This window comes from Nocardioides sp. Soil805 (assembly GCF_001429625.1).
Taxonomy (GTDB): domain Bacteria; phylum Actinomycetota; class Actinomycetes; order Propionibacteriales; family Nocardioidaceae; genus Nocardioides.
Genome location: NZ_LMSU01000008.1, coordinates 16,949 through 36,264, shown reverse-complemented (window position 1 = coordinate 36,264; position 19,316 = coordinate 16,949). Strand labels below are relative to the sequence as shown.

Annotated in this window: 17 protein-coding genes and 1 riboswitch; of the genes, 7 read left to right on the top strand and 10 right to left on the bottom strand. The window is 70.6% G+C overall.

All coding sequences use genetic code 11. From position 1 onward, the window contains the following. The first annotated feature begins 247 nt into the window (after positions 1 to 247). Complete coding sequence (locus ASG94_RS22500; protein ID WP_156411744.1) at positions 248 to 880, top strand: hypothetical protein; 633 nt, start codon at positions 248 to 250, stop codon at positions 878 to 880. A 191-nt stretch (positions 881 to 1,071) separates the two neighbouring features. Here ASG94_RS22500 and ASG94_RS21105 read toward each other — a convergent pair whose 3' ends face one another. Then, positions 1,072 to 1,884: a PIG-L deacetylase family protein gene (locus tag ASG94_RS21105; protein WP_056928470.1), complete on the bottom strand. Its 813-nt coding sequence runs from the start codon at positions 1,882 to 1,884 to the stop codon at positions 1,072 to 1,074. A gap of 160 nt (positions 1,885 to 2,044) precedes the next feature. On the opposite strand from ASG94_RS21105, the gene ASG94_RS21100 reads away from it, so the two are divergent. Further along, positions 2,045 to 2,827, top strand: a complete 783-nt coding sequence (locus ASG94_RS21100; protein WP_082624433.1) for an alpha/beta fold hydrolase — start codon at positions 2,045 to 2,047, stop codon at positions 2,825 to 2,827. A gap of 118 nt (positions 2,828 to 2,945) precedes the next feature. Next, positions 2,946 to 3,866 (top strand): slipin family protein, encoded by a 921-nt coding sequence (locus tag ASG94_RS21095; protein WP_082624432.1) that lies wholly within the window; start codon positions 2,946 to 2,948, stop codon positions 3,864 to 3,866. A gap of 86 nt (positions 3,867 to 3,952) precedes the next feature. Here the strand turns inward: ASG94_RS21095 and trhA are convergent, their stop codons facing one another. Then, the gene (gene trhA / locus ASG94_RS21090; RefSeq protein ID WP_235537361.1) at positions 3,953 to 4,666 is read right to left on the bottom strand and encodes a PAQR family membrane homeostasis protein TrhA; all 714 of its coding nucleotides are present in this window, start codon (positions 4,664 to 4,666) and stop codon (positions 3,953 to 3,955) included. A 258-nt stretch (positions 4,667 to 4,924) separates the two neighbouring features. Here trhA and ASG94_RS21085 point away from each other — a divergent pair, with 258 nt between their 5' ends. Then, positions 4,925 to 6,808: a SulP family inorganic anion transporter gene (locus ASG94_RS21085; RefSeq protein WP_082624431.1), complete on the top strand. Its 1,884-nt coding sequence runs from the start codon at positions 4,925 to 4,927 to the stop codon at positions 6,806 to 6,808. Positions 6,809 to 7,037: 229 nt separating this feature from the next. On the opposite strand, the gene ASG94_RS21080 is transcribed toward ASG94_RS21085, so the two are convergent. From ASG94_RS21080 to ASG94_RS21065, 4 genes are read right to left on the bottom strand one after another with little or no spacing between them, the layout of a single operon-like run. Beyond that, complete coding sequence (locus ASG94_RS21080; RefSeq protein ID WP_056928467.1) at positions 7,038 to 7,295, bottom strand: DUF3072 domain-containing protein; 258 nt, start codon at positions 7,293 to 7,295, stop codon at positions 7,038 to 7,040. A 60-nt stretch (positions 7,296 to 7,355) separates the two neighbouring features. Then, entirely contained in the window at positions 7,356 to 7,979 is a 624-nt protein-coding gene (locus ASG94_RS21075) for a response regulator (protein ID WP_056928466.1), read from the bottom strand. After that, on the bottom strand, positions 7,976 to 9,256 hold the full coding sequence (locus tag ASG94_RS21070; protein ID WP_056928465.1) for a sensor histidine kinase: 1,281 nt from the start codon (positions 9,254 to 9,256) through the stop codon (positions 7,976 to 7,978). Before ASG94_RS21070 ends, ASG94_RS21075 begins: the two co-directional genes overlap by 4 nt. A 21-nt stretch (positions 9,257 to 9,277) precedes the next feature. Then, complete coding sequence (locus ASG94_RS21065; protein WP_156411743.1) at positions 9,278 to 9,673, bottom strand: hypothetical protein; 396 nt, start codon at positions 9,671 to 9,673, stop codon at positions 9,278 to 9,280. 152 nt (positions 9,674 to 9,825) lie between these two features. Then, a riboswitch (cobalamin riboswitch) is annotated at positions 9,826 to 10,051 on the top strand. A 133-nt stretch (positions 10,052 to 10,184) separates the two neighbouring features. Between ASG94_RS21065 and ASG94_RS21060 the strand changes: the two genes are divergently transcribed. After that, positions 10,185 to 12,608, top strand: a complete 2,424-nt coding sequence (locus ASG94_RS21060; protein ID WP_056928463.1) for a ribonucleoside-diphosphate reductase subunit alpha — start codon at positions 10,185 to 10,187, stop codon at positions 12,606 to 12,608. After that, positions 12,605 to 13,648 carry a ribonucleotide-diphosphate reductase subunit beta gene (locus ASG94_RS21055; RefSeq protein ID WP_235537360.1) on the top strand — a complete coding sequence of 348 codons (1,044 nt, stop codon included), beginning with the start codon at positions 12,605 to 12,607 and terminating at the stop codon, positions 13,646 to 13,648. Before ASG94_RS21060 ends, ASG94_RS21055 begins: the two co-directional genes overlap by 4 nt. 112 nt (positions 13,649 to 13,760) lie before the next feature. Here the strand turns inward: ASG94_RS21055 and ASG94_RS21050 are convergent, their stop codons facing one another. After that, positions 13,761 to 15,209 carry an RNB domain-containing ribonuclease gene (locus ASG94_RS21050; protein WP_056928462.1) on the bottom strand — a complete coding sequence of 483 codons (1,449 nt, stop codon included), beginning with the start codon at positions 15,207 to 15,209 and terminating at the stop codon, positions 13,761 to 13,763. A gap of 51 nt (positions 15,210 to 15,260) precedes the next feature. On the opposite strand from ASG94_RS21050, the gene yaaA reads away from it, so the two are divergent. Further along, positions 15,261 to 16,034, top strand: a complete 774-nt coding sequence (gene yaaA / locus ASG94_RS21045; RefSeq protein ID WP_056928461.1) for a peroxide stress protein YaaA — start codon at positions 15,261 to 15,263, stop codon at positions 16,032 to 16,034. 3 nt (positions 16,035 to 16,037) lie between these two features. Here yaaA and ASG94_RS21040 read toward each other — a convergent pair whose 3' ends face one another. The 3 genes from ASG94_RS21040 to ASG94_RS21030 are packed head-to-tail and all read right to left on the bottom strand — an operon-like array spanning position 16,038 to position 19,201. Continuing rightward, on the bottom strand, positions 16,038 to 16,778 hold the full coding sequence (locus tag ASG94_RS21040) for a zinc ribbon domain-containing protein (protein ID WP_056928460.1): 741 nt from the start codon (positions 16,776 to 16,778) through the stop codon (positions 16,038 to 16,040). Between the two features lie 20 nt (positions 16,779 to 16,798). Further along, positions 16,799 to 17,647, bottom strand: a complete 849-nt coding sequence (locus ASG94_RS21035) for a Nif3-like dinuclear metal center hexameric protein (protein ID WP_056928459.1) — start codon at positions 17,645 to 17,647, stop codon at positions 16,799 to 16,801. 21 nt (positions 17,648 to 17,668) lie between these two features. Continuing rightward, positions 17,669 to 19,201: an AMP-binding protein gene (locus tag ASG94_RS21030; protein ID WP_056928458.1), complete on the bottom strand. Its 1,533-nt coding sequence runs from the start codon at positions 19,199 to 19,201 to the stop codon at positions 17,669 to 17,671. Positions 19,202 to 19,316: the final 115 nt, after the last annotated feature.

Sequence of the window (19,316 nt, the reverse complement as noted above, 5' to 3'; positions counted from 1 at the left end):
GCCCGCCGCACTGCCGAAGGCAAGACCGGCCGAGAGATCAAACGCTGCCTGGCCCGCTACGTCGCTCGCGACCTCTATCGCCTACTCGAAAGCGAGGCCACGGCTGCTTGACGAAGCATAGGAGCGTCGGTGCTTCACAAACCCATCCATCGCGGCAGAAGCGTGCGTCAACAAGCGCACGCTACGCGGTAGGGACACCGGCACTCGGACGCTTGCGCCGGTGACACGCGGAGGTGGATCGTGAGACATGGCGCCTCGTCCATCCCGCATCGCGCTCGCGGTACTCCTCGGCATGCTCGCCGTCGGCTGCGGAGGTGACTCCGATCGAACGTCCAGCACGACCGATGCAGTGACGACGAGTACAACTGATGCACCCACGGCCGCCGCGCCGCCCAACGTTGATCAGTACCTCCTGCAAGTCGACGAGGGCCCCCGCCTGGAACCCATGTCGTCACCGCAGACCGACTCGGGGGAACCCTTCCCTCTGCCCGAACGCGGCGCAGAGGTTCTCGAGCGCAGTGGCTACATCTCGACGACCTACCAGACAGGCCAAAGCGACAGCAGCGCCGGCGTCAGCAGCGTCCTGCTGTTCGAGACCGAGGCCGGGGCACGCGACTGGATGACCTATGAAACGAGCACCGAGGCGCTCCGGCACCAGATCCCCAACGGCAAGTTCAAGCGGTTCCAGGTCCCCGACGTCCCCGGCGCAACCAGATGGACGGGACCTGACCTGCACGGCAACGCGATCGGCAACGTGTACTGGGCCCAAGGCCGCTGCATGCTGCTCATCAGCCTCGAAACTGACGGGCCGCGTGTCGAGCCACTGGCGGCTGGAGCCAAGGCTGTCTACGAGCGCACCGGTGGCACCTGCCCGGACTAGTGCTGCGTCGGGGCAGCCGTTGAGTTGGTCGCACCCCCACACGCCTCGGACCGACCCAGGGCGACGTAGAAGCGCGCGTCCTGATCTCGGCTAGACCCGGTAGAGCTGGCGCCGACAGGCGGCGAAATGACCCGCTTCGCGGCCCACGAGGATCGCAGTAGCTCTACACGGGCGTGATCGGCGCGGCCCGTTCAGTCCGTGAATGCAGCGGGGCCCGGGGCTGACTCAATGTCTTCGGCGAGCCGCATCGCTTCCAGCGCTATAGGTGGCGGGGCATGGAAGTCGAAGGCGCGGAACAGGACGGCGTGCGCGACACCCATGGGACGCCCTTGCATTGCTGTGATCCCGGTGAGCATCAGCCGAGGAGGAGGGTGCCCAGGGATACCGGCGAGATACTCGCGATGAGCCTCCAGGGATGCGATCCCTCGCTCCAGCGGCTCACCAGTGACGTCAACCCCATGGGTGGCGCGCGGGTCACCCGAGACCAGCAGCCACCTCGGCGACCACGGCTCAAGATCCTCGTCCTCGATGAGCTCGGGGAACACCCACCGGTTTCCGGCGTCCCTGACCGCGTCGATGGCAGCGAGACCCGCAACGCGGTGGTCGGCCTGGTTGAGGCCGGCTACGAACTCCACCTCCCATGAGCCCACCAGGACGGCGTCGGGACGGAAGCGACGGACAGCGCGTGCGATGTCGCGGCGCAGCTCCAGCGAGTAGACCAGTACGCCGTCCGGGTAGTCCAGGAAGTCGACGTGACTCACCCCGACGACGCTCGATCCAGCAATCTGTTCCCGCATGCGCAGATCGGCGGTCTGGTCGGGCGTGCTGGCGTCCATGCCTGCCTCGCCCTTCGTCAGCAGCAGGTATGCGACCTCAATCCCCTGACTGGTCCATGCCGCGACGGCCGAGGAGGTTCCGTACTCCACGTCGTCTGGGTGGGCAACGACGCACAGGACGCGCTGGAACGCATCAGCAGGAAACGACAACACACCCTCGGCGGTCATATTTCGAGGCTAACGGTGAGTGCAGTCGAGCAACAGTCCACAGATCCCAAGGCCACCTCGCGAAGGTCGAACGCGCGTCTGGCAGCGCTCCCAGACCTTCCACCGCGGGTCGTTGCGACCTACCTTTGATGGGCGGGAGCCGCTGACAGGGGGGATACCCATGAGGGAGTCCTGGGAGCTTCTGACAACTGGACCGCCAGAGGCGGATCGATCGGTCCTGCTTCTTCCTGGCGGAGCCAACGCGGCACGCTCGTTCAACCTCGTGATGGCTGACCCGGGGCTGTCAGGTGTGCGCTTGGTGGCCACGACGCTGCCGGGGATGGCAGGCACGCCGGTGTCCGAAGACGTGTCCATCCCTGCACTGTCCCGTCGGGCAGGGCAACTGGCCAAAGAGCACGGGTGCGACGTGGTCGTGGGCTTCTCCCACGGTGCAACGGTGGCTTTGGACATGGTGCTGTCCGGGGACTTCCAGGGCCCGGTGGTGCTCCTCGGCATCAGCCTGACGACCGAAGATGAGGCGGCGTTCTTCCGCGGCGTCGTACGGGGGTCGCAGAAGGTGGGCATCTGGCCGATGGCCATTCTGCTCAGACTCATGCCATTGATGGCCAGAACTGCCAAGGCACCTGAGCTGCACAAGAAGGAACTGATCGAGGACTTCAAGCAGAACAGAGCCAGCGATGCACTTCTGGCGTGCGTCGAGTACCTCGACTACATCGCCGAGGACCGGGACTTTGCCGCCGAGCTGGCCGCGTCCGGAAATCCCGTGTGGGTGGTCCATGCCGAGAAGGGGGACGGGGGCCTCACTGACGCCGAGCGCGCCACCCTGCACACGGCTCCCAACGTGACCCTGGTGACGATTCCCGGCTCGGTGTTCCTTCTCCCGGACGAGGCTCCCCAGGAGACCGCCGCCGCGATCGCAAGCGCTCTGTCGCACGTGTCTTGATTCGAGTCTTCGCCCATCCTTGGTCGCTGACAGCCGGGGCTTGTGAGTGAGGCGGATCGTGATCGCTGGGGCGACGTAGGCTGGAGGACGAGGCGGTACTCATCCCTGGAGGGTCGTCATGGACGTCCTGCTCTTCGTACTCGCGACACTGCTCGTCTTCATCGTCGTGGGGCTGTCGGCCAGCGTTCGAGTGGTCAAACAGATCGAGCGTGGCGTGGTGTTTCGGCTGGGGCGCGCCCAGCCAGAGGTCCGGCGGCCCGGCCCGACCATGCTGATCCCTTTCGCGGACCGGATGAGGCGGGTCAACATGCAGGTCGTGACCATGCCGGTCCCCGCCCAGGACGGCATCACCCGCGACAACGTGACCGTGCGGGTGGACGCGGTCGTCTACTTCCGAGTGATGGACCCCGTGCGTGCGGTCGTCGAGGTACAGGACTACCAGTACGCGATCTCGCAGGTGGCGCAGACCTCGCTGCGATCGATCATCGGCAAGAGCGAGCTCGACGACCTGCTGTCCGACCGCGAGCGCCTCAATCAGGGCCTCGAGGTGATGCTGGACAGTCCCGCCGTCCCGTGGGGTATCGAGATCGACCGCGTGGAGATCAAGGACGTAGCGCTGCCCGAAGCGATGAAGCGGTCGATGTCGCGGCAGGCGGAGGCCGAGCGGGAGCGTCGCTCCCGGGTCATCACGGCCGACGGTGAGTACCAGGCGTCCAAGAAGCTCTCGCAAGCCGCGGCGGCGATGACGGCGACGCCGGGTGCCCTGCAGTTGCGCCTGATGCAGACGATGGTCGAGGTGGCGGCTGAGAGGAACTCGACCCTCGTGCTGCCGTTCCCGGTGGAACTGCTGCGCTACTTCGAGGCGGCCGCCCACGCCGCCGACCCCGCCGTGCCTCGGGCAGGCATCCCAGATCGCGAACCTGCGCGGGAGGAGTCCGTCCCAGACCGGGCGCCCGCCACAGACGAGCAGAACTTCGACATGGCGCCGGACGCGGTGCGCGCTCCGCCCGACCAACTCGGCATGTCCCACGTGGAGTGAGCGCTCGACACGGCTCGATGCACCGCTCACGTCCCGATGGAACGAGGGACCTTGAGACTCCTGGAGAAGCTCGGGTCGAGACTCGATCAGCGCAGGGCGTAGGTCGCCAAGGAAACGCCGACGTAGTGCGCGATGAAGGCCAGGATCGTGAAGAAGTGGAACACCTCATGGAAGCCGAACCACTCGGGATTCGGGTTCGGCTTCTTGAGGCCGTACACCACGCCACCGAGGGTGTAGAGCAGCCCTCCTGTCACGACGAGGGTCAAGGTCGCGATCGCTACAGGAGTGCTCATTCGATGGGCGCCACTGATGAAGTCGGGGATGAAGAAGACAGCAAACCATCCGAGACCGATGTAGATCGGCGTGTAGAGCCATCGTGGGGCGCTGGTCCAGAAGACTCGGAAGAGCACTCCGAGAAGGGCGCCGCCCCAGATGCCGCCGAGCAGCCAGACGCGTGCGTTGCCGTCCAGCAACGACATCGCGAATGCCGTATACGTGCCGGCGATCAGAATGAAGATGTTCGAGTGATCGAGCCGGCGCAGCAGCGCCCAGATGGCAGGCCGCCACGTGCCGAGATGGTAGATCGCCGAGATGCCGAACGTCAGCAGCGCGGACGCGACAAAGACACCCGATCCGACCTTGGTGCCGGTCGAGGGGGACAGCATGATCAAGACGATTCCAGCAGTCACCACGAGCGGTAGCGACCCCGCGTGGAGCCACCCCCGAAGCCGTGGCTTGATCTCGGCCATCTTGTCGGCCATGACCAGCAAGGCCGCATCATGGTCCAGGAACTTGCTCACGACGCCATCATGAGGCCCGAAGGAGCAGCAGACGAACCAGCGGTCGCCTTGGCATGCCTGCCGATCGATATCGGTGGCGAGCGAACTCAACTGGTCGTACGAGACCGCCCCATGAGCCGTGCGCCAGAAGGCGGCGGCAAGCGCTTCCGCACTTGGACCGTCGCAGGCGAGCCACGGAACGGTGTACGCCGATAGCCTTACCGGGGCCGGTGCGCGAGCCGTGGGCGGACCAGACGCCGGCGGACAGGGTGTAGCTGGATGAGAGACAGCACAGGGGCCGTCACGACACAGCGCTGGCGCCGGATCCCGATGGTTACCTGGTTGCCGCGCTACCAGGTGACGTGGCTGCGCGGGGACCTTGTCGCCGGCGCCGTGGTGGCGGCGCTCGCTGTGCCTCAGGCCCTCGGCTACGCCTCGATCGCAGGCGCACCGGTGCAGGTCGGCCTTTACGCGGTGCCGGTGGCCCTGGTGGCGTACGCCGTCTTCGGCTCGTCGCGCCAGCTCGTCGTGGGGCCGGTCTCGACCGTGTCGGTGCTCTCCGGATCGCTCCTGGCCACCTTCGGGGTCGCCAGCACGGCGCAGGCGGCGTCGTACACCGCCGCGCTGGCCCTCGGGTCGGGACTGGTGCTCGTCGCGGCCGGCTTCGCCCGGGTCGGCTGGATGGCGGAGTTCCTGTCCAAGCCGATCGTGACCGGATTCGTCCTCGGCCTGACCATCCTGGTCATCCTCAACGAGCTTCCCCACCTGCTCGGGGTGCCGAGCCCCGAGGGCCTCGTGGTCGAACGCGTGGGTGCCCTGGGTTCGAGCCTCACCCAAGGGGAGGCGGACCTCGTGACCGTGGCCGTGTCGGCCGCGGCACTCGTGGCGCTCTTCGGAGGCGCCTGGCTCGTGGCCGCGTTCCCTTGGGGGCTCCTTGTGCTGATCGGCAGCCTGGCCTCGTCGGCGGCGCTGGACCTGCAGGCGCGCGGTGTCGAGGTCGTCGGAGATGTCCCGCGCGGGGTCCCGACGCCGGGCATTCCCGCCGTCGCCACGGGGGACCTGGTTCAGCTGCTCACCGCCGGCGCGGCGCTGGCGCTCGTTGGCCTCGCGGAAGGGCTGAGCGCCGCCCGGCTCTTCGCCGGCCGGGGCGACTACCGGATCGACGCCGACCAGGAGCTGGTCGCCTCGGGTGCGGCCAACGTCGCCAGTGGGCTGTTCGGGGGGCTCGGCGTGGCCGGCAGCCTGTCGAAGACGGCGGCTGTCAGCGACGCTCGCGGGCGGTCCCAGGTGGCCGGCCTGGTCGCCGCTGTACTGGCCCTGGTCGTCATCGTGGCCATCGCGCCCGCCCTCTCTGTGCTCCCTCGGGCGGTGCTGAGCGCGATCGTGGTCAACGCGGTGTGGAAGCTGATGGACTTCCCCGCGCTGCGCCGGTACGCCCTGGTGCGCCGCAACGACATCGTCGCCGCGGTCGTGGCGGCGGCCGGCGTGCTCGCGCTTGGCCCCCTCTACGGTCTGCTACTTGCCGTCGCCGGGTCGGTGTTGGGCCTGGTCTTCCGCTCCAGCCGGGTCGAGGTCGAGGTGATGGGCAAGGTGCCCCACGAGAAGGCGGCCTGGGGCAGCATCCGCAACCACGAGGAGCGCTCGACGTACCCCGGCGTCCTCGTGCTTCGGGTCGACGTTCCGATCTTCTGGGTCACCGCGGCGCCGGTCCTCGACAGCGTCCTTGCGCTGGTCGATGCCGCACCCGGCACCCGTGCCCTCGTGCTCGACGTCGAGGCGACCAACCAGATGGACACCACGAGCGCCGACGCCCTGGCGGACATGTTGACGGCGCTGCGTCACCGGGACGTCGACCTCTACCTCGTCCGCGTGATGTGGCCGGTGCGCGGGGCGTTGCGACGCTCGGGGTTGCTCGCCGACCTCGGCGAGGACCATCTGTGGCACAGCATCTCCCAGGGTGTCCGGCAGGCGCGCCGGATGCACGACCTCGTCGACCTGCCGGCCCACGACGGGACACCGTTCCAGGACGAACCCCTTGAGCCCGACCATGAGGAGCACATCGCGGCCCGCCACCCCGGCCCCGCCCCGCACAAGCTGGGCCCAAACCCGAACTCGAACCAGGACGGTGACACACCTATCGCTCCAGACGAGCGATCCCCATGACGTCGATCGACTTGGTGGGGGCAACACGCGCACCTCGGCATGTCCGGTAGACAGCAGGCGCCGACAGGCGGCGGTTTGACACTGAGACTGATGCCTTGTGTGTCAGAAGTGCCTCGGACACACCTGACAGCAACAGGCCCGCCTCGTCGACGACGAGGCGGGCCTGGCGCGCCAACTCCAGCGGGGCGGCTGGTCTGCGTGAGTCCAACCTAGACGCCGGGAGGGCAGATCAGGAGGCCCGACCGCTCTTCTCCTGCAGCCGGTCGATGTGCTCCGAGGCCTCCGCCTTGGTCAGGTCGGCGGAGATCTCCTCGCCGGCCTCGCGGGCGAGCGTGTCGAGGTAGCTGCGCTGGGCGCCGGTCATGGGCTCGTCGCCCGTGGCCCACTCCGCGGGGTCCTTCTCGGTCGTGTTGCTCTGCGGCCCGCCCAAGGTCTCGCCGGTGGGCTCGACAACGGGATCGTCCGAATGCATGTTCGAATCAGTCATACTGCGAACGTACCCGACGGATCGGGCAGGTCAAGGGGCAGGACACCCCTGGGTGTGGGGTCAGTCCCCCAGCCCCCGACGCTCCGCCCACAGCGCCGCCTGGGTCCGGTCGGCCACGCCGATGCTCGCGAAGACCGACGTGAGGTGCGCCTTGACCGTGCGCTCGGAGATGCCGAGCCGTCTGGCGATCTGCTTGTTGGCCAACCCCTGCCGGACCAGCACCAGCACCTCGCTCTCCCGCGGCGTGAGGTCGACCTCGGTCGGGGACGCCTGCCGGGCAGTGAGCAGCTGCCGGGCCGCGCGCGGGTGCAGCGGCGACTCCCCGCGACTGACGGCCCGCACCCCCTCGATGACGTCCTCGGGGTCGGCGTCCTTGAGCAGGTAGCCCACCGCCCCCGCGTCCAGCGCCGCCACGATCCGGTCGGCGTCCGAGAACGACGTGAGCACCAGTACGTCCGGACCGCCCTCGGCCACGATCCGCCGGGTCGCGCTCACCCCGTCCGTCCCCGGCATCTGCAGGTCCATCAGGACGACGTCGGGGGACGTACGGCGTACCTCCTCCAGCGCCTGCGCCCCGTCGGCGGCCGTGCCCACCACCTCGATGTCGGGCTCGCCGGCGAGCAGCTGCTCGAGGCCGCTGCGCAGGACGGCGTGGTCGTCGACGAGCAGCACCCTGATCGTCATGCCCGCGTCTCCAGTCGTGTGGTCGTCCCGGCGCCCGGGGCCGAGCGGATCGTGAGCACTCCCCCGCGGTCGCGCACGAGGCTCTCCAGCCCCCGCAGTCCGTAGTGTGCCGTGGCGTCCACCGCCCCGGGGTCGAACCCGACCCCGTCGTCCTCCACCGTCAGCACGAGCGAGCGCCCCTGCGCCCGCAGGTCGACGGTCAGGGACGTCGCACGGGCGTGCCGCAGCGTGTTGCGCACCGCCTCCTGCGCGACCCGCCACACCAGCGCCGCATCGGGTACGCCGACGTCCCCGAGGTCGCCGACCCGCAGGTCCACCGCGACCCCCGACGCCGACACCGGCGCGCACAGGTCCTCCAGCGCCGCCGGCAGGGTGGCGGCGTTGAGGTCGGGCGGGTGGATCTCCACCAGCAGCGACCGCAGCGAGCGCAGGGAGCCGCGCAGCGACGAGGCGGCATCCAGGAGCGTCGTACGCGTCGGCCCGGTCTGGTCCCGCGCCAGCGCCGAGAGGGCGAAGGCCGAGCCGGCCAGCTCCTGCACCACGCCGTCGTGCAGGTCCCGCGCGATGCGCCTGCGCTCGGCCTCCGAGGCCGTGGCCGCGCCGCGCAGCAGCCGCTCGCGCTCCGCCGCGGCCCTCGTCACCCGGCGCGTGAGCAGCAGGAGCAGCGCGGTGGCGACGGCCACGAGCAGGGCCAGGGCCCCGAGGGTGATCCGCTGGAAGGGCGCGATCACCTCGGACTGGCGCGCCTCGATGCGGGCGAGGGTGAAGTACGCCTCGAACAGCAGCGGCTCCCCCTCCGGGGTCACCACCTGGGTGTAGACCTCGACCAGCGCCGGACCGCCGCGCTCGTAGCGGTTCTCCGGCTCGGCCAGCGACGACACCTCGGCGTCCGAGCCGCTGTGGGCCAGGATGTCCAGCTCCTCCTCGTCGAGGGCGAAGCGCTCCCCGATCAGGCGGACGTCGTCGGAGTAGACGATCGTGCCGTCGGCCGACCAGATCTTGATGCGGCGCACGTCGCCCACCAGCAGCCGGTCGGTGGCGACCCGGTCGAAGCGGTCCACCGCCCCGGGCCGGCCCTCGGCCAAGCCGGGCGGGATCGCCGGCTCGGCGACCGACCGGGCGAGCAGGCGGGTGGTCGCGCGCGCGTCCGACAGCGCCTCCTCGTGCGCGGCCCGGGAGGCCAGCACGCGGGCGCCGACGACGATCGCCGCCAGCGCCAGGAGCCCGACGACCAGGAAGACGGTCACCGGGCTCCGCAGCGTCGGGCGAGCGGTCATGGGCTGAGTATGCCCAGCACCTCAGAGGCTGAGCCTCGCCACGCAGACGGCGCCGTCGTGGGTGGCGCGGAAGCGGAAGCTGTCCGTCCCGGCGGCGTCGACCGTCCTGCGCTCGACGTCGAAGGAGCCGCTGCGTCCCGCCGTGCGCGAGGCACCCCGGGCGGACACGCTGCCGTTGTGCTTGAGCACCCACGTCCAGGTCTGGCCGACGCGGTTGCTGTCGATCTCGGCCTCGACCTCGAGGCGGCCGTCGTCGGGCTTGGCCTTGATCTTCCAGGAGGCGCCGGCGCTGCACGAGCCGGTGCGGATCGTCTCGTCGTCGCTCCCTCCCGAGGCGAAGGCGCCGGGCGCGGTGAGGGCAGGGCCGGCGGTGGCGAGCAGCGCGGCCGCGGCGAGGGTGGTGGTGAGCTTCAACATGAGGATCTCCTTGGTCGGTGTGACCTCCACCCTCAGGCGCCCCGGGTCGCGTCTGCCATCGTCCGGTGGTACTACGACCATGGTCGCGCGGCTCCACGACGCCCAACACGCCGACACAAGATGTGGTCCCCCACTTCTTCAGCGGCCCTACATATGGTGGTCGACGCAGCTGGTTCGCGGCGCCATCCAGGCGTCGCGAGGCAAGAGGGAACCCGGTGGAAGTCCGGGACTGCCCCGCAGCGGTGAGTGGGAACGACAGCCGTCACACGCACTGGGTCGAGCGATCGACCTGGGAAGCGACGGCCGGTAGGGGTCGACCGGCGAGAGCCGGGAGGCGCGCCCGCGAGTCCGAAGACCTGCCAGCGCACCACACCCGTCGGGTGTGGTGGTCCGACGCCGCGCGGGACGGCTGACGGCAGGTACGACGCTGCGCCCACCCGGCGTACGCCGTGCTCCCCCGTCACCCCTCGCGCGCCCCGGACCGTCCGAGTCCGTCTCGCGAGGAGAGAGAATGACGGTGACCATCCAGCCGGACCGCACTGTGCTGCGCACAGGGATGCAGGTCCGCAAGAGGAACGGCGACGACGAGCCCGTCGACGTCAACAAGATCGTCCGCGCCATCGACCGGTGCAGCGACGACCTGGCCGAGGTCGACCCCATGCGGGTCGCCACCCGCACCATCAGCGGCCTGTACGACGGCGCCACCACCGCCGAGCTCGACAAGCTGTCCATCCAGACCGCGGCCGAAATGATCGGCGAGGAGCCGCAGTACAGCCAGCTGGCCGCCCGGCTGCTGTCGGGCGTCATCGACAAGGAGGTGCGCAACCAGGGCGTCGCGTCCTTCAGCCAGTCGGTGGCCCTGGGTCACGCCGAGGGACTGATCGGCGACGAGACGGCGGCGTTCGTCAAGGACAACGCCCGCAAGCTCGACGTCGCGATCGACCCCGACGCCGACCGCGGCTTCGAGTACTTCGGGCTGCGCACCGTCTACGACCGCTACCTGCTGCGGCACCCGTCGTCGCGCCTGGTCGTGGAGACCCCGCAGTACTTCCTGCTCCGGGTCGCGTGCGGGCTGGCCCAGTCGCCCGCCGAGGCCATCGAGTTCTACCGGCTGATGTCGCGGCTGGCGTACCTGCCGTCGTCGCCGACGCTGTTCAACTCCGGCACCCGGCACACCCAGATGTCCTCGTGCTACCTCGTGGACAGCCCCCGCGACGACCTCGACTCGATCTACTCGCGCTACGCGCAGGTGGCCAAGCTGTCGAAGTTCGCCGGCGGGATCGGGCTGTCCTTCAGCCGGGTGCGCTCGCGCGGGGCGCTGATCCGCGGCACCAACGGGCAGTCCAACGGCATCGTGCCGTTCCTGCGCACCCTCGACGCCTCGGTGGCGGCGGTCAACCAGGGGGGTCGTCGCAAGGGCGCCGCCTGCGTCTACCTCGAGCCGTGGCACCCCGACGTCGAGGAGTTCCTCGAGCTGCGCGACAACACCGGTGAGGACGCGCGCCGGACCCACAACCTCAACCTCGCCCACTGGGTGCCCGACGAGTTCATGCGCAGGGTCGAGGCCGACGAGGTCTGGTCGCTCATCGACCCCGACGCCGCCCCCGAGCTGCCCGACCTGTGGGGCGCGGCGTTCGACGAGGCCTACCGGGCCGCGGAGGCCGAGGGCCGCTACGTGCGGCAGGTGAAGGCGCGCGACCTCTACGCGCGGATGATGCGCACGCTGGCCCAGACCGGCAACGGCTGGATGACGTTCAAGGACGCGGCCAACCGCACCTGCAACCAGACCCGGGACACGCCCGGCGGTCCCGTGGTGCACCTGTCCAACCTGTGCACCGAGATCATCGAAGTCTCCTCCGACGACGAGACCGCCGTGTGCAACCTCGGCTCGGTCAACCTCGCCCGGCACCTGGGCGCCGACCGCACGTCGGTCGACTGGGACGCCCTGCGCGAGACCGTGCGGACGGCGGTGCCGCTGCTCGACCGGGTCATCGACGTCAACTTCTACCCCAGCACCGAGTCGGCGGCCTCCAACCCGCGCTGGCGCCCGGTGGGGCTGGGGCTGATGGGCCTCCAGGACGTGTTCTTCGCGCTCGGCCTGCCCTTCGACTCCGAGGAGGCGCGCGAGCTCTCCACGCGCATCTCCGAGGAGATCTACCTGACGGCGCTCGAGGTGAGCTGCGAGCTCGCCGAGCGGCACGGTCCGCACCCGTCGTACGACGAGACGCGGGCCGCGGCCGGCGTCCTGCAGCCCGACCTGTGGGACGTCACCGGCACCCAGGCCGAGCGGTGGGCGACCCTGCGCGCCCGGATCGCCGAGCACGGGCTGCGCAACTCGCTGCTGATCGCCATCGCCCCGACGGCGACGATCGCCTCGATCGCCGGTTGCTACGAGTGCATCGAGCCGCAGGTGTCCAACCTGTTCAAGCGCGAGACGCTGTCCGGGGAGTTCCTCCAGGTCAACACCGCCCTGGTGCGCGAGCTCAAGGCGCGCGGGCTGTGGACGCCCGAGGTGCGCGAGCAGGTCAAGCGGGCCGAGGGGTCGGTGCAGGGCGTCACCGCGCTCCCCGAGGACGTACGACGTCTCTTCCGCACCGCGTGGGAGCTGCCGCAGCGGGCGCTGATCGACATGGCGGCCGAGCGCTCGGCGTACATCGACCAGAGCCAGTCGCTCAACCTGTTCATCGCGGGCCCGTCCATCGGCAAGCTCAGCTCGATGTACCTCCACGCGTGGAAGGCCGGGCTCAAGACGACCTACTACCTGCGCTCGCGCCCCGCGACGCGCATCCAGCAGACGACGACGTCGGTGCACGAGCCGGCCGCCGTCCCCACCGTCATCGAACCCATCACCGAACCCATCACCGACCCCATCACCGACGAGGAGGCACTCGCCTGCTCCCTCGAGAACCCCGAGAGCTGCGAGGCCTGCCAGTGACCACGACCGACCACTCCACCGCGACCGACACGAGCGCGCCCCGGATGCTCCTCGACCCGGGGATGAACCTCACCCTGCGGCCGATGCGCTACCCGCACTTCTACGACCGCTACCGCGACGCCATCAAGAACACCTGGACCGTCGAGGAGGTCGACCTGCACTCCGACCTCAAGGACCTCCAGCGGCTCAGCGACGCCGAGCGACACCTGGTGTCACGGCTGGTGGCGTTCTTCGCAACCGGCGACACCATCGTGGCCAACAACCTGGTGCTCAACCTCTACCAGCACATCAACTCCCCCGAGGGCCGGCTCTACCTGTCCCGGCAGCTCTTCGAGGAGGCGGTGCACGTGCAGTTCTACCTGACCCTGCTCGACACCTACGTCCCCGACGAGAAGGAGCGGCACGAGGCGTTCGCGGCGGTCGACAACATCCCCTCGATCAAGGCGAAGGCAGACTTCTGCTTCCGCTGGATCGACTCGGTCTTCGACCTCGACGCGCTCGAGACCCGCGAGCACCGCCGCAGGTTCCTGCTCAACCTGATCTGCTTCGCCGCGGTCATCGAGGGGCTGTTCTTCTACGGCGCGTTCGCCTACGTCTACTTCCTGCGCTCGCGGGGGCTCCTCAACGGGCTGGCATCGGGCACCAACTGGGTCTTCCGCGACGAGTCGATGCACATGGCCTTCGCCTTCGACGTGGTCGACACGGTCCGCGAGGAGGAGCCGGAGCTCTTCGACGAGCAGCTCGCCGCCGACGTACGCCAGATGCTCGTCGACGGCGTGGACGCCGAGGCCCAGTTCGCTCAAGACCTCCTCGGCGGCGGGGTCGCCGGCCTCTCGACGACCGACATGCGCTCCTACCTGGAGTACGTCGCCGACCGGCGCATGCAGCGCCTGGGACTCGAGCCGATCTACGGCTCGGCCAACCCGCTCGCCTTCATGGAGCTGCAGGACGTGCAGGAGCTGTCCAACTTCTTCGAGCGCAAGGTCTCCGCCTACCAGGTCGGCGTCTCGGGCTCGGTCGGGTTCGACGAGGACTTCTGACCCGCGGCGTGTCGGACGTGCAGAAGTCCCACCCATCGCCGGCCTCAGGCGGGCTGGGCGAGGGTGGACCCGACTTCGGCACGTCCGACACGCTCACCCAACCGGGCGGGCGTCACTGCAGCGTGAACTCGACCTTCCGGGACTCGACGTCGGCCTTGGTGAGCGTGACCATCACGTCCTCGCCGACCGGCAGCGGCCGGTTCCCGACCACGGTCGCCTCGATGGCCGGCTCCTGGACGGTCACGTCGCCGCGCCGCTCGTCCTTCTCGTCGGTCTCGAGCACGACGGCGGGGAACTCCTCGCCGACCCGGGGCGCGAGCATGGCCGCCTCGACGAGGTTGAGCACCGAGTTCTGGTACTGGTTGGCCCGCCGACCCGACTCGCGCATCGTGTCCGGCAGGTCGCCGAGCCTGGCCAGCACCCAGCCTGGCACCTCCTCGCCGGCGCAGAGCGCGACGCAGATCTCCAGGGCGTAGCGGTCCACCAGCCGTCGCAGCGGGGCGGTGACGTGCGCGTACTCCGAGGCCAGCGCCGAGTGCTGCGGCTGCTCGGGCAGGTCGCCGTTGAAGCCGACGTACCCGCTGCCGCGCAGCAGCCGGGTGCACGCCACGACCATCGCAGCGTGGGCCGGCTGCGAGACGTCGAGGGTGCGGATGAAGTCGGGGTAGAGCTGCTCGGCCGGCCACTCGATGCCCAGGGCCCTCGCCGTACGGTGCAGTCGCTGGACGTCGTGCGGGTCGGCCGGCGGCAGCGTGCGCAGCAGCCCGACGCGGGCGTAGACCATCAGCGAGGCCGCGGCGAAGCCGGTCAGCAGCGAGATCTGCGCGTTCCACGTCTCGACGGGGAGCATCGTGCGGAACTCCAGGCGCCACCGGCCGCCCTCGTCGATGATCTCCTGCTCCGGGAGGGGCAGTGACACCCCGCCGCGAGCCGCCTCGCGGGTCAGCCGCAGCTCGCCGACCTCCTTCAGCAGGGTGAACATCTCGTCGGCCGTGCCGGCGTCGACCTGCTCCTGCAGCGTGGCGTAGTCGAGCTTGGCCCGCGAGCGGACCCGGGCACGCTCCACGTCGACGTCGGTGCCCTCTCCGGTCGCGTCGACCTGGATCGTCCACACCAGCGCGGGCCGCACCTGGTCGGGCAGCAGCGAGCCGGCGTCCTCGGAGATCACCGGCGGGTGGAGCGGGATCTTGGAGTCCGCGCCGTACAGCGTCTCGCCGCGTCGGTGGGCCTCCTCGTCGACCGCGTCGCCCGGCGTGATGAAGGCCGTGAGGTCCGCGATCGCGTAGTGCACGACGTACCCGTCGCCGGCGCGCTCGATGTGCATCGCCTGGTCGAGGTCGCGTGCCGAGGCCGGGTCGATGGTCACGAACGGGATGTCGGTGAGGTCCTTGTCCGGCAGTCGCGGCGCGGCCGCGGCCTCGGCGGCCGCCCGCTCGACCGCCTCCGGGAAGTCCGGTGTCACCTTCATCTCCGCCTGGATGGCGGCGATCCCCGCACGCAGCGTCTCGGCCGAGACGGTGTCGTCGCCGGTGCGGACTGAGATGACGCGGTTGCTGGGCATGCCCAGCACCCTAGCCAAGGGCGGGCGTGGCGAGCCCCTACTCTTGCCCGCGTGCTGATCCTGTTGCCGCCGAGCGAGGGCAAGACCGCTCCCCGACGCGGCAAGCCGCTCGACCTGTCGACCCTGGGCTCACCGGTGCTCACCCCGACCCGCGAGCGCGTCGTCGACGCGGTCATCGCCCTCGCCGCACGCCCCGACGCGGCCGAGGTCCTGGGCCTCGGCGGCACCCAGGGCGACCTCGTCGACCTCGACGCCCGGTTGCGGACGTCCCCGACCACGCGCGCCGACCGCGTCTACACCGGCGTCCTGTACGACGCCCTGGGCCTCGACTCGCTGTCCACCGCCGCCCGGCGCCGCGCCACCAGCCGGGTGGCCATCACGTCGTCGGTCTTCGGGCTGGTCCGCCCCGGCGACCGCATCCCGTCCTACCGGCTCTCCGGCGACGTCACCCTGCCCGGTCTCGGGCCGGTCGCCGGGCTGTGGCGCGAGGTGCTGGGCGAGGCGGTCGAGGAGGCGCTCGGCACCGGGCTGCTCGTCGACCTGCGCTCCACCATGTACGCCGCGTTCTGGCGGCCCCCGGTCGAGCTCGCGCCCCGGGTGGCGACCGTCCGGGTGCTGCACGAGTCCGCGGGCATGCGCAAGGTGGTGAGCCACTTCAACAAGGCGACCAAGGGCCGCATCGTGCGGGCCCTGCTGGAGGACGGCGGCAACCCGCGTACGCCGGCCGCGCTGGCCCGGCTGCTGACCGACCTCGGCTGGACCGTGGAGGTCGGCGCGCCGACCTCCCGCGGGACCCAGCTCGACGTGGTCGTCAGCGAGGTCTGAGCCTCAGAGGCCTGACTCCGAGGTGCGGACCAGGATCCGCTGGCACTCCTCGCACCGCACGACCTCGTCGGCCGGCGCCTTGCGGATCTGGCCCAGCTCGGCGGCGTCGATGGTGATGTTGCAGCCGCCGCACTGTCGGGCCCGCAGCTCGGCGGCGCCGATCCCGCTCTTGGCCCGCAGCCGCTCGTAGAGGGCCATCAGGTCCTCGGGGATCCCCTCGGTGGCCGGGGCACGCTCCGCCTCGGTGGCGCTGATCTGCTCGTCGATCTCGGCCCACCGCGTGTCGCGGACGGCGGCCAGCTCGGCCACCTGCGCGTCGGTCTCGGCGAGCTGGGCGGCCAGCCGGTCGTGGGTGGCCTGCGCCTCCTCGAGCCGCTCCATGATCTCGAGCTCGGCGTCCTCCAGGGTGCTGACCCGGCGCTCGAGCGAGGCCAGCTCGTGCTGCATCCGCTCGAGGTCCTTGGGGTTGGTGATCGCGCCGGAGTCCATCCGCTCGCGGTCGCGGACGCGGCGGGCCTTGACCTGCTCCACGTCGGCGTCGGCCTTGCGCTGCTCGGCGCTGAGGTCGTCCACCACGATCCGGGCGTCGCGCAGCCGGTCGTCGACGTCGCCCCGGCCGGTCTCCAGCTCCGCGATCCGGGCGATCTCGGGCAGGGCGCGCCGCTGGTGGCGCAGCTGGTCGAGTCGCGCGTCGACCTTCTGGAGGTCGAGCAGCTTCAACTGTGCGTGCGGGTCGGCTTTCAACGCTCTCCTCGGGTGGGGCTCTACGGGGTCGTGCTGCGCTCGACCGGGGGACGGTCGACCCTGAAGCTCCAGGGGTCGGTGCACCGGGTGCTGACGCGGGCCTCGACCCTATCGCCCATCGCGTCGGCGAGGCGGTCCCGGACCACGGGCAGCCAGGTCCACTCGGCCGCCCAGTGGGCCACGTCGACCAGCGCCGGGCCGTCGTGCTCGCGGAACTCCCCCGCGCGGTGGTGCCGCAGGTCGCTGGTGAGGTAGACGTCGACGTCCGACCCGACCAGCCCGTCGAGCAGGAAGTCGCCCGCTCCCCCGCACACCGCCACGCGCCGCACGGGCCGGTCCGGGTCGCCGGACACGCGTACGCCGTGGGCGGTGGCCGGCAGGACGGCGGCGACGTGCTCGGCGAAGGCCCGCAGCGTGGTCGGCGCCACCGTGCCCACCCGGCCGGTGCCGGTGGCGTCCGAGCCCGGCGCCGCGACGATCGGCGCCAGGTCGCCGAGCCCGAGCGCCAGGCCGAGCGACTCCGAGACCCCGGCGACGGCCTGGTCGGCGTTGGTGTGGGCCCCGAGCAGCGCGCACCCGCCGGTCAGGAGGGTGTGCAGCGTGCGCCCCTTGGGCGTCGTGGCCGCCACGCCGTGCACGCCGCTGAGGAACAACGGGTGGTGGGTCACCAGCAGGTCGGCGCCCCACTCGACGGCCTCGAGCGCCACCTCCGGCGACGGGTCCACGGCGAACAGCACGCGTCGTACGACGTCGGCCGGGTCGCCGGCCACGAGCCCCACCGCGTCCCAGGAGTCGGCAGTGTCCGGTGGGTACCAGCCGTGGAGCAGGTCGACGACCTCGGCGAGCGTGGGAGCCGTGGGGGCGGACATGCGGGCAGGCTAGCGCCCGGCTCAGTTGACCTGGCGGTCCCGTCCCTCCCAGTAGGGCTGGCGCAGCTTGAACTTCTGCAGCTTGCCGGTGGCCGTGCGGGCGAGCACCTCGCGGAACTCGATCGAGGTCGGGGCCTTGTAGCCGGCCGCCTTGTCCTTGCACCAGGCGATCAGCTCGGCCTCGGTCACCTCGGAGCCCTCGGCGAGCACGACGAGGGCCTTGATGGTCTCGCCCCACTTCTCGCTCGGCACCCCGATGACGGCGACCTCGGCGACCGCCGGGTGGGAGAACAGCACGTCCTCGACCTCGATGGAGGACACGTTCTCCCCGCCGGTGATGATCACGTCCTTCTTGCGGTCGCTGATCGTGAGGTAGCCGTCGTCGCCGATCACACCGCCGTCGCCGGTGTGGAACCACCCGCCGTCGAGGGCGCGCGCGGACTCCTCCGGCTGCTCCCAGTAGCCCTCCAGCACCACGTTGGAGCGCGCCAGCACCTCGCCGTTCTCGTCGGTCCGCAGCCGTACGCCGAGCGCCGGGGCACCGGCGCGCGTCAGGCGGGTCGCGCGCTCCTCGGCCGACAGGTCGTCCCACTCCGCACGGGTGCGGTTGAAGGTCAGCAGCGGCGAGGTCTCGGTGAGACCGTAGATCTGGACGAACTCCCAGCCCAGCTCCTCCTCGACCCGCACGACCGTCTTCGTCGGCGGCGGGGCACCGGCCATGATGATCCGCACCTTGTCGCGCCCCGGGATCTCGCCCTCCCAGGTCTGCGCCGCCTCCAGCACGGCCGCGGCGACCGCGGGGGCCGCGCACATCACGGTGACGCCGTGGTCGCGGACCCGGCGCAGGATCTCGGCCCCGTCGACCTTGCGCAGCACGACCTGGGGCACGCCCAGCCCGGTCATCGCGAACGGCATCCCCCACCCGTTGGCGTGGAACATCGGCAGCGTGTGCAGGTAGACGTCGCGGTCGGTGACCGCCGCGTGCATCGCGAAGGTGACCGCGTTGACCCAGATGTTGCGGTGCGTGATCTGCACGCCCTTGGGGCGCGCCGTGGTGCCGGAGGTGTAGTTGATGCAGGCGGTCGCGGACTCGTCCGGCTCCCAGGCCCGGGGCTCGACGCCCTCGTCGGCGAACATGTCGCCGTCCTCGCCGAGGACGAAGCGGTGCTCGGCGGTGACGCCGGCCAGCTCCGCGTCGAGCTCGGGGTCGACGTACAGCACGCGGGCACCGGAGTGCTCGACGATGTAGGACACCTCGTCGGGGCGGAGCCGGAAGTTGACCGGCACGAGCACCCGGCCGGAGCCGGCGACGCCGAAGAAGGACGCGAGCAGGCGGGCCGAGTTGTGCGACACCACGGCGACGCGGTCGCCGACCTCGAGGCCGAGCTGGTCGAGCCTGGCGGCCTGCCGCCGGGCCAGGGCGTCGAGCTCCGCGTACGTCAGGTTCCCCAGGGAGGCAGCCGGCTGGTCGGGCTCGTCGACGACGCCGACGCGCTCGCCGTACACGGTCCGGGCGCGGTCGATGAAGTCCGTGACGCTGAACGGGACGAACATGTCTCTCCTCTTCGTCGCACTGCAGGCGGTGACCGGCCGGAGGACACCGGCACGATCCACACTGTGGCACGCGTCACCCGGGGGTCGCGAGGGAGCACTCGCCGACGAGCGACGG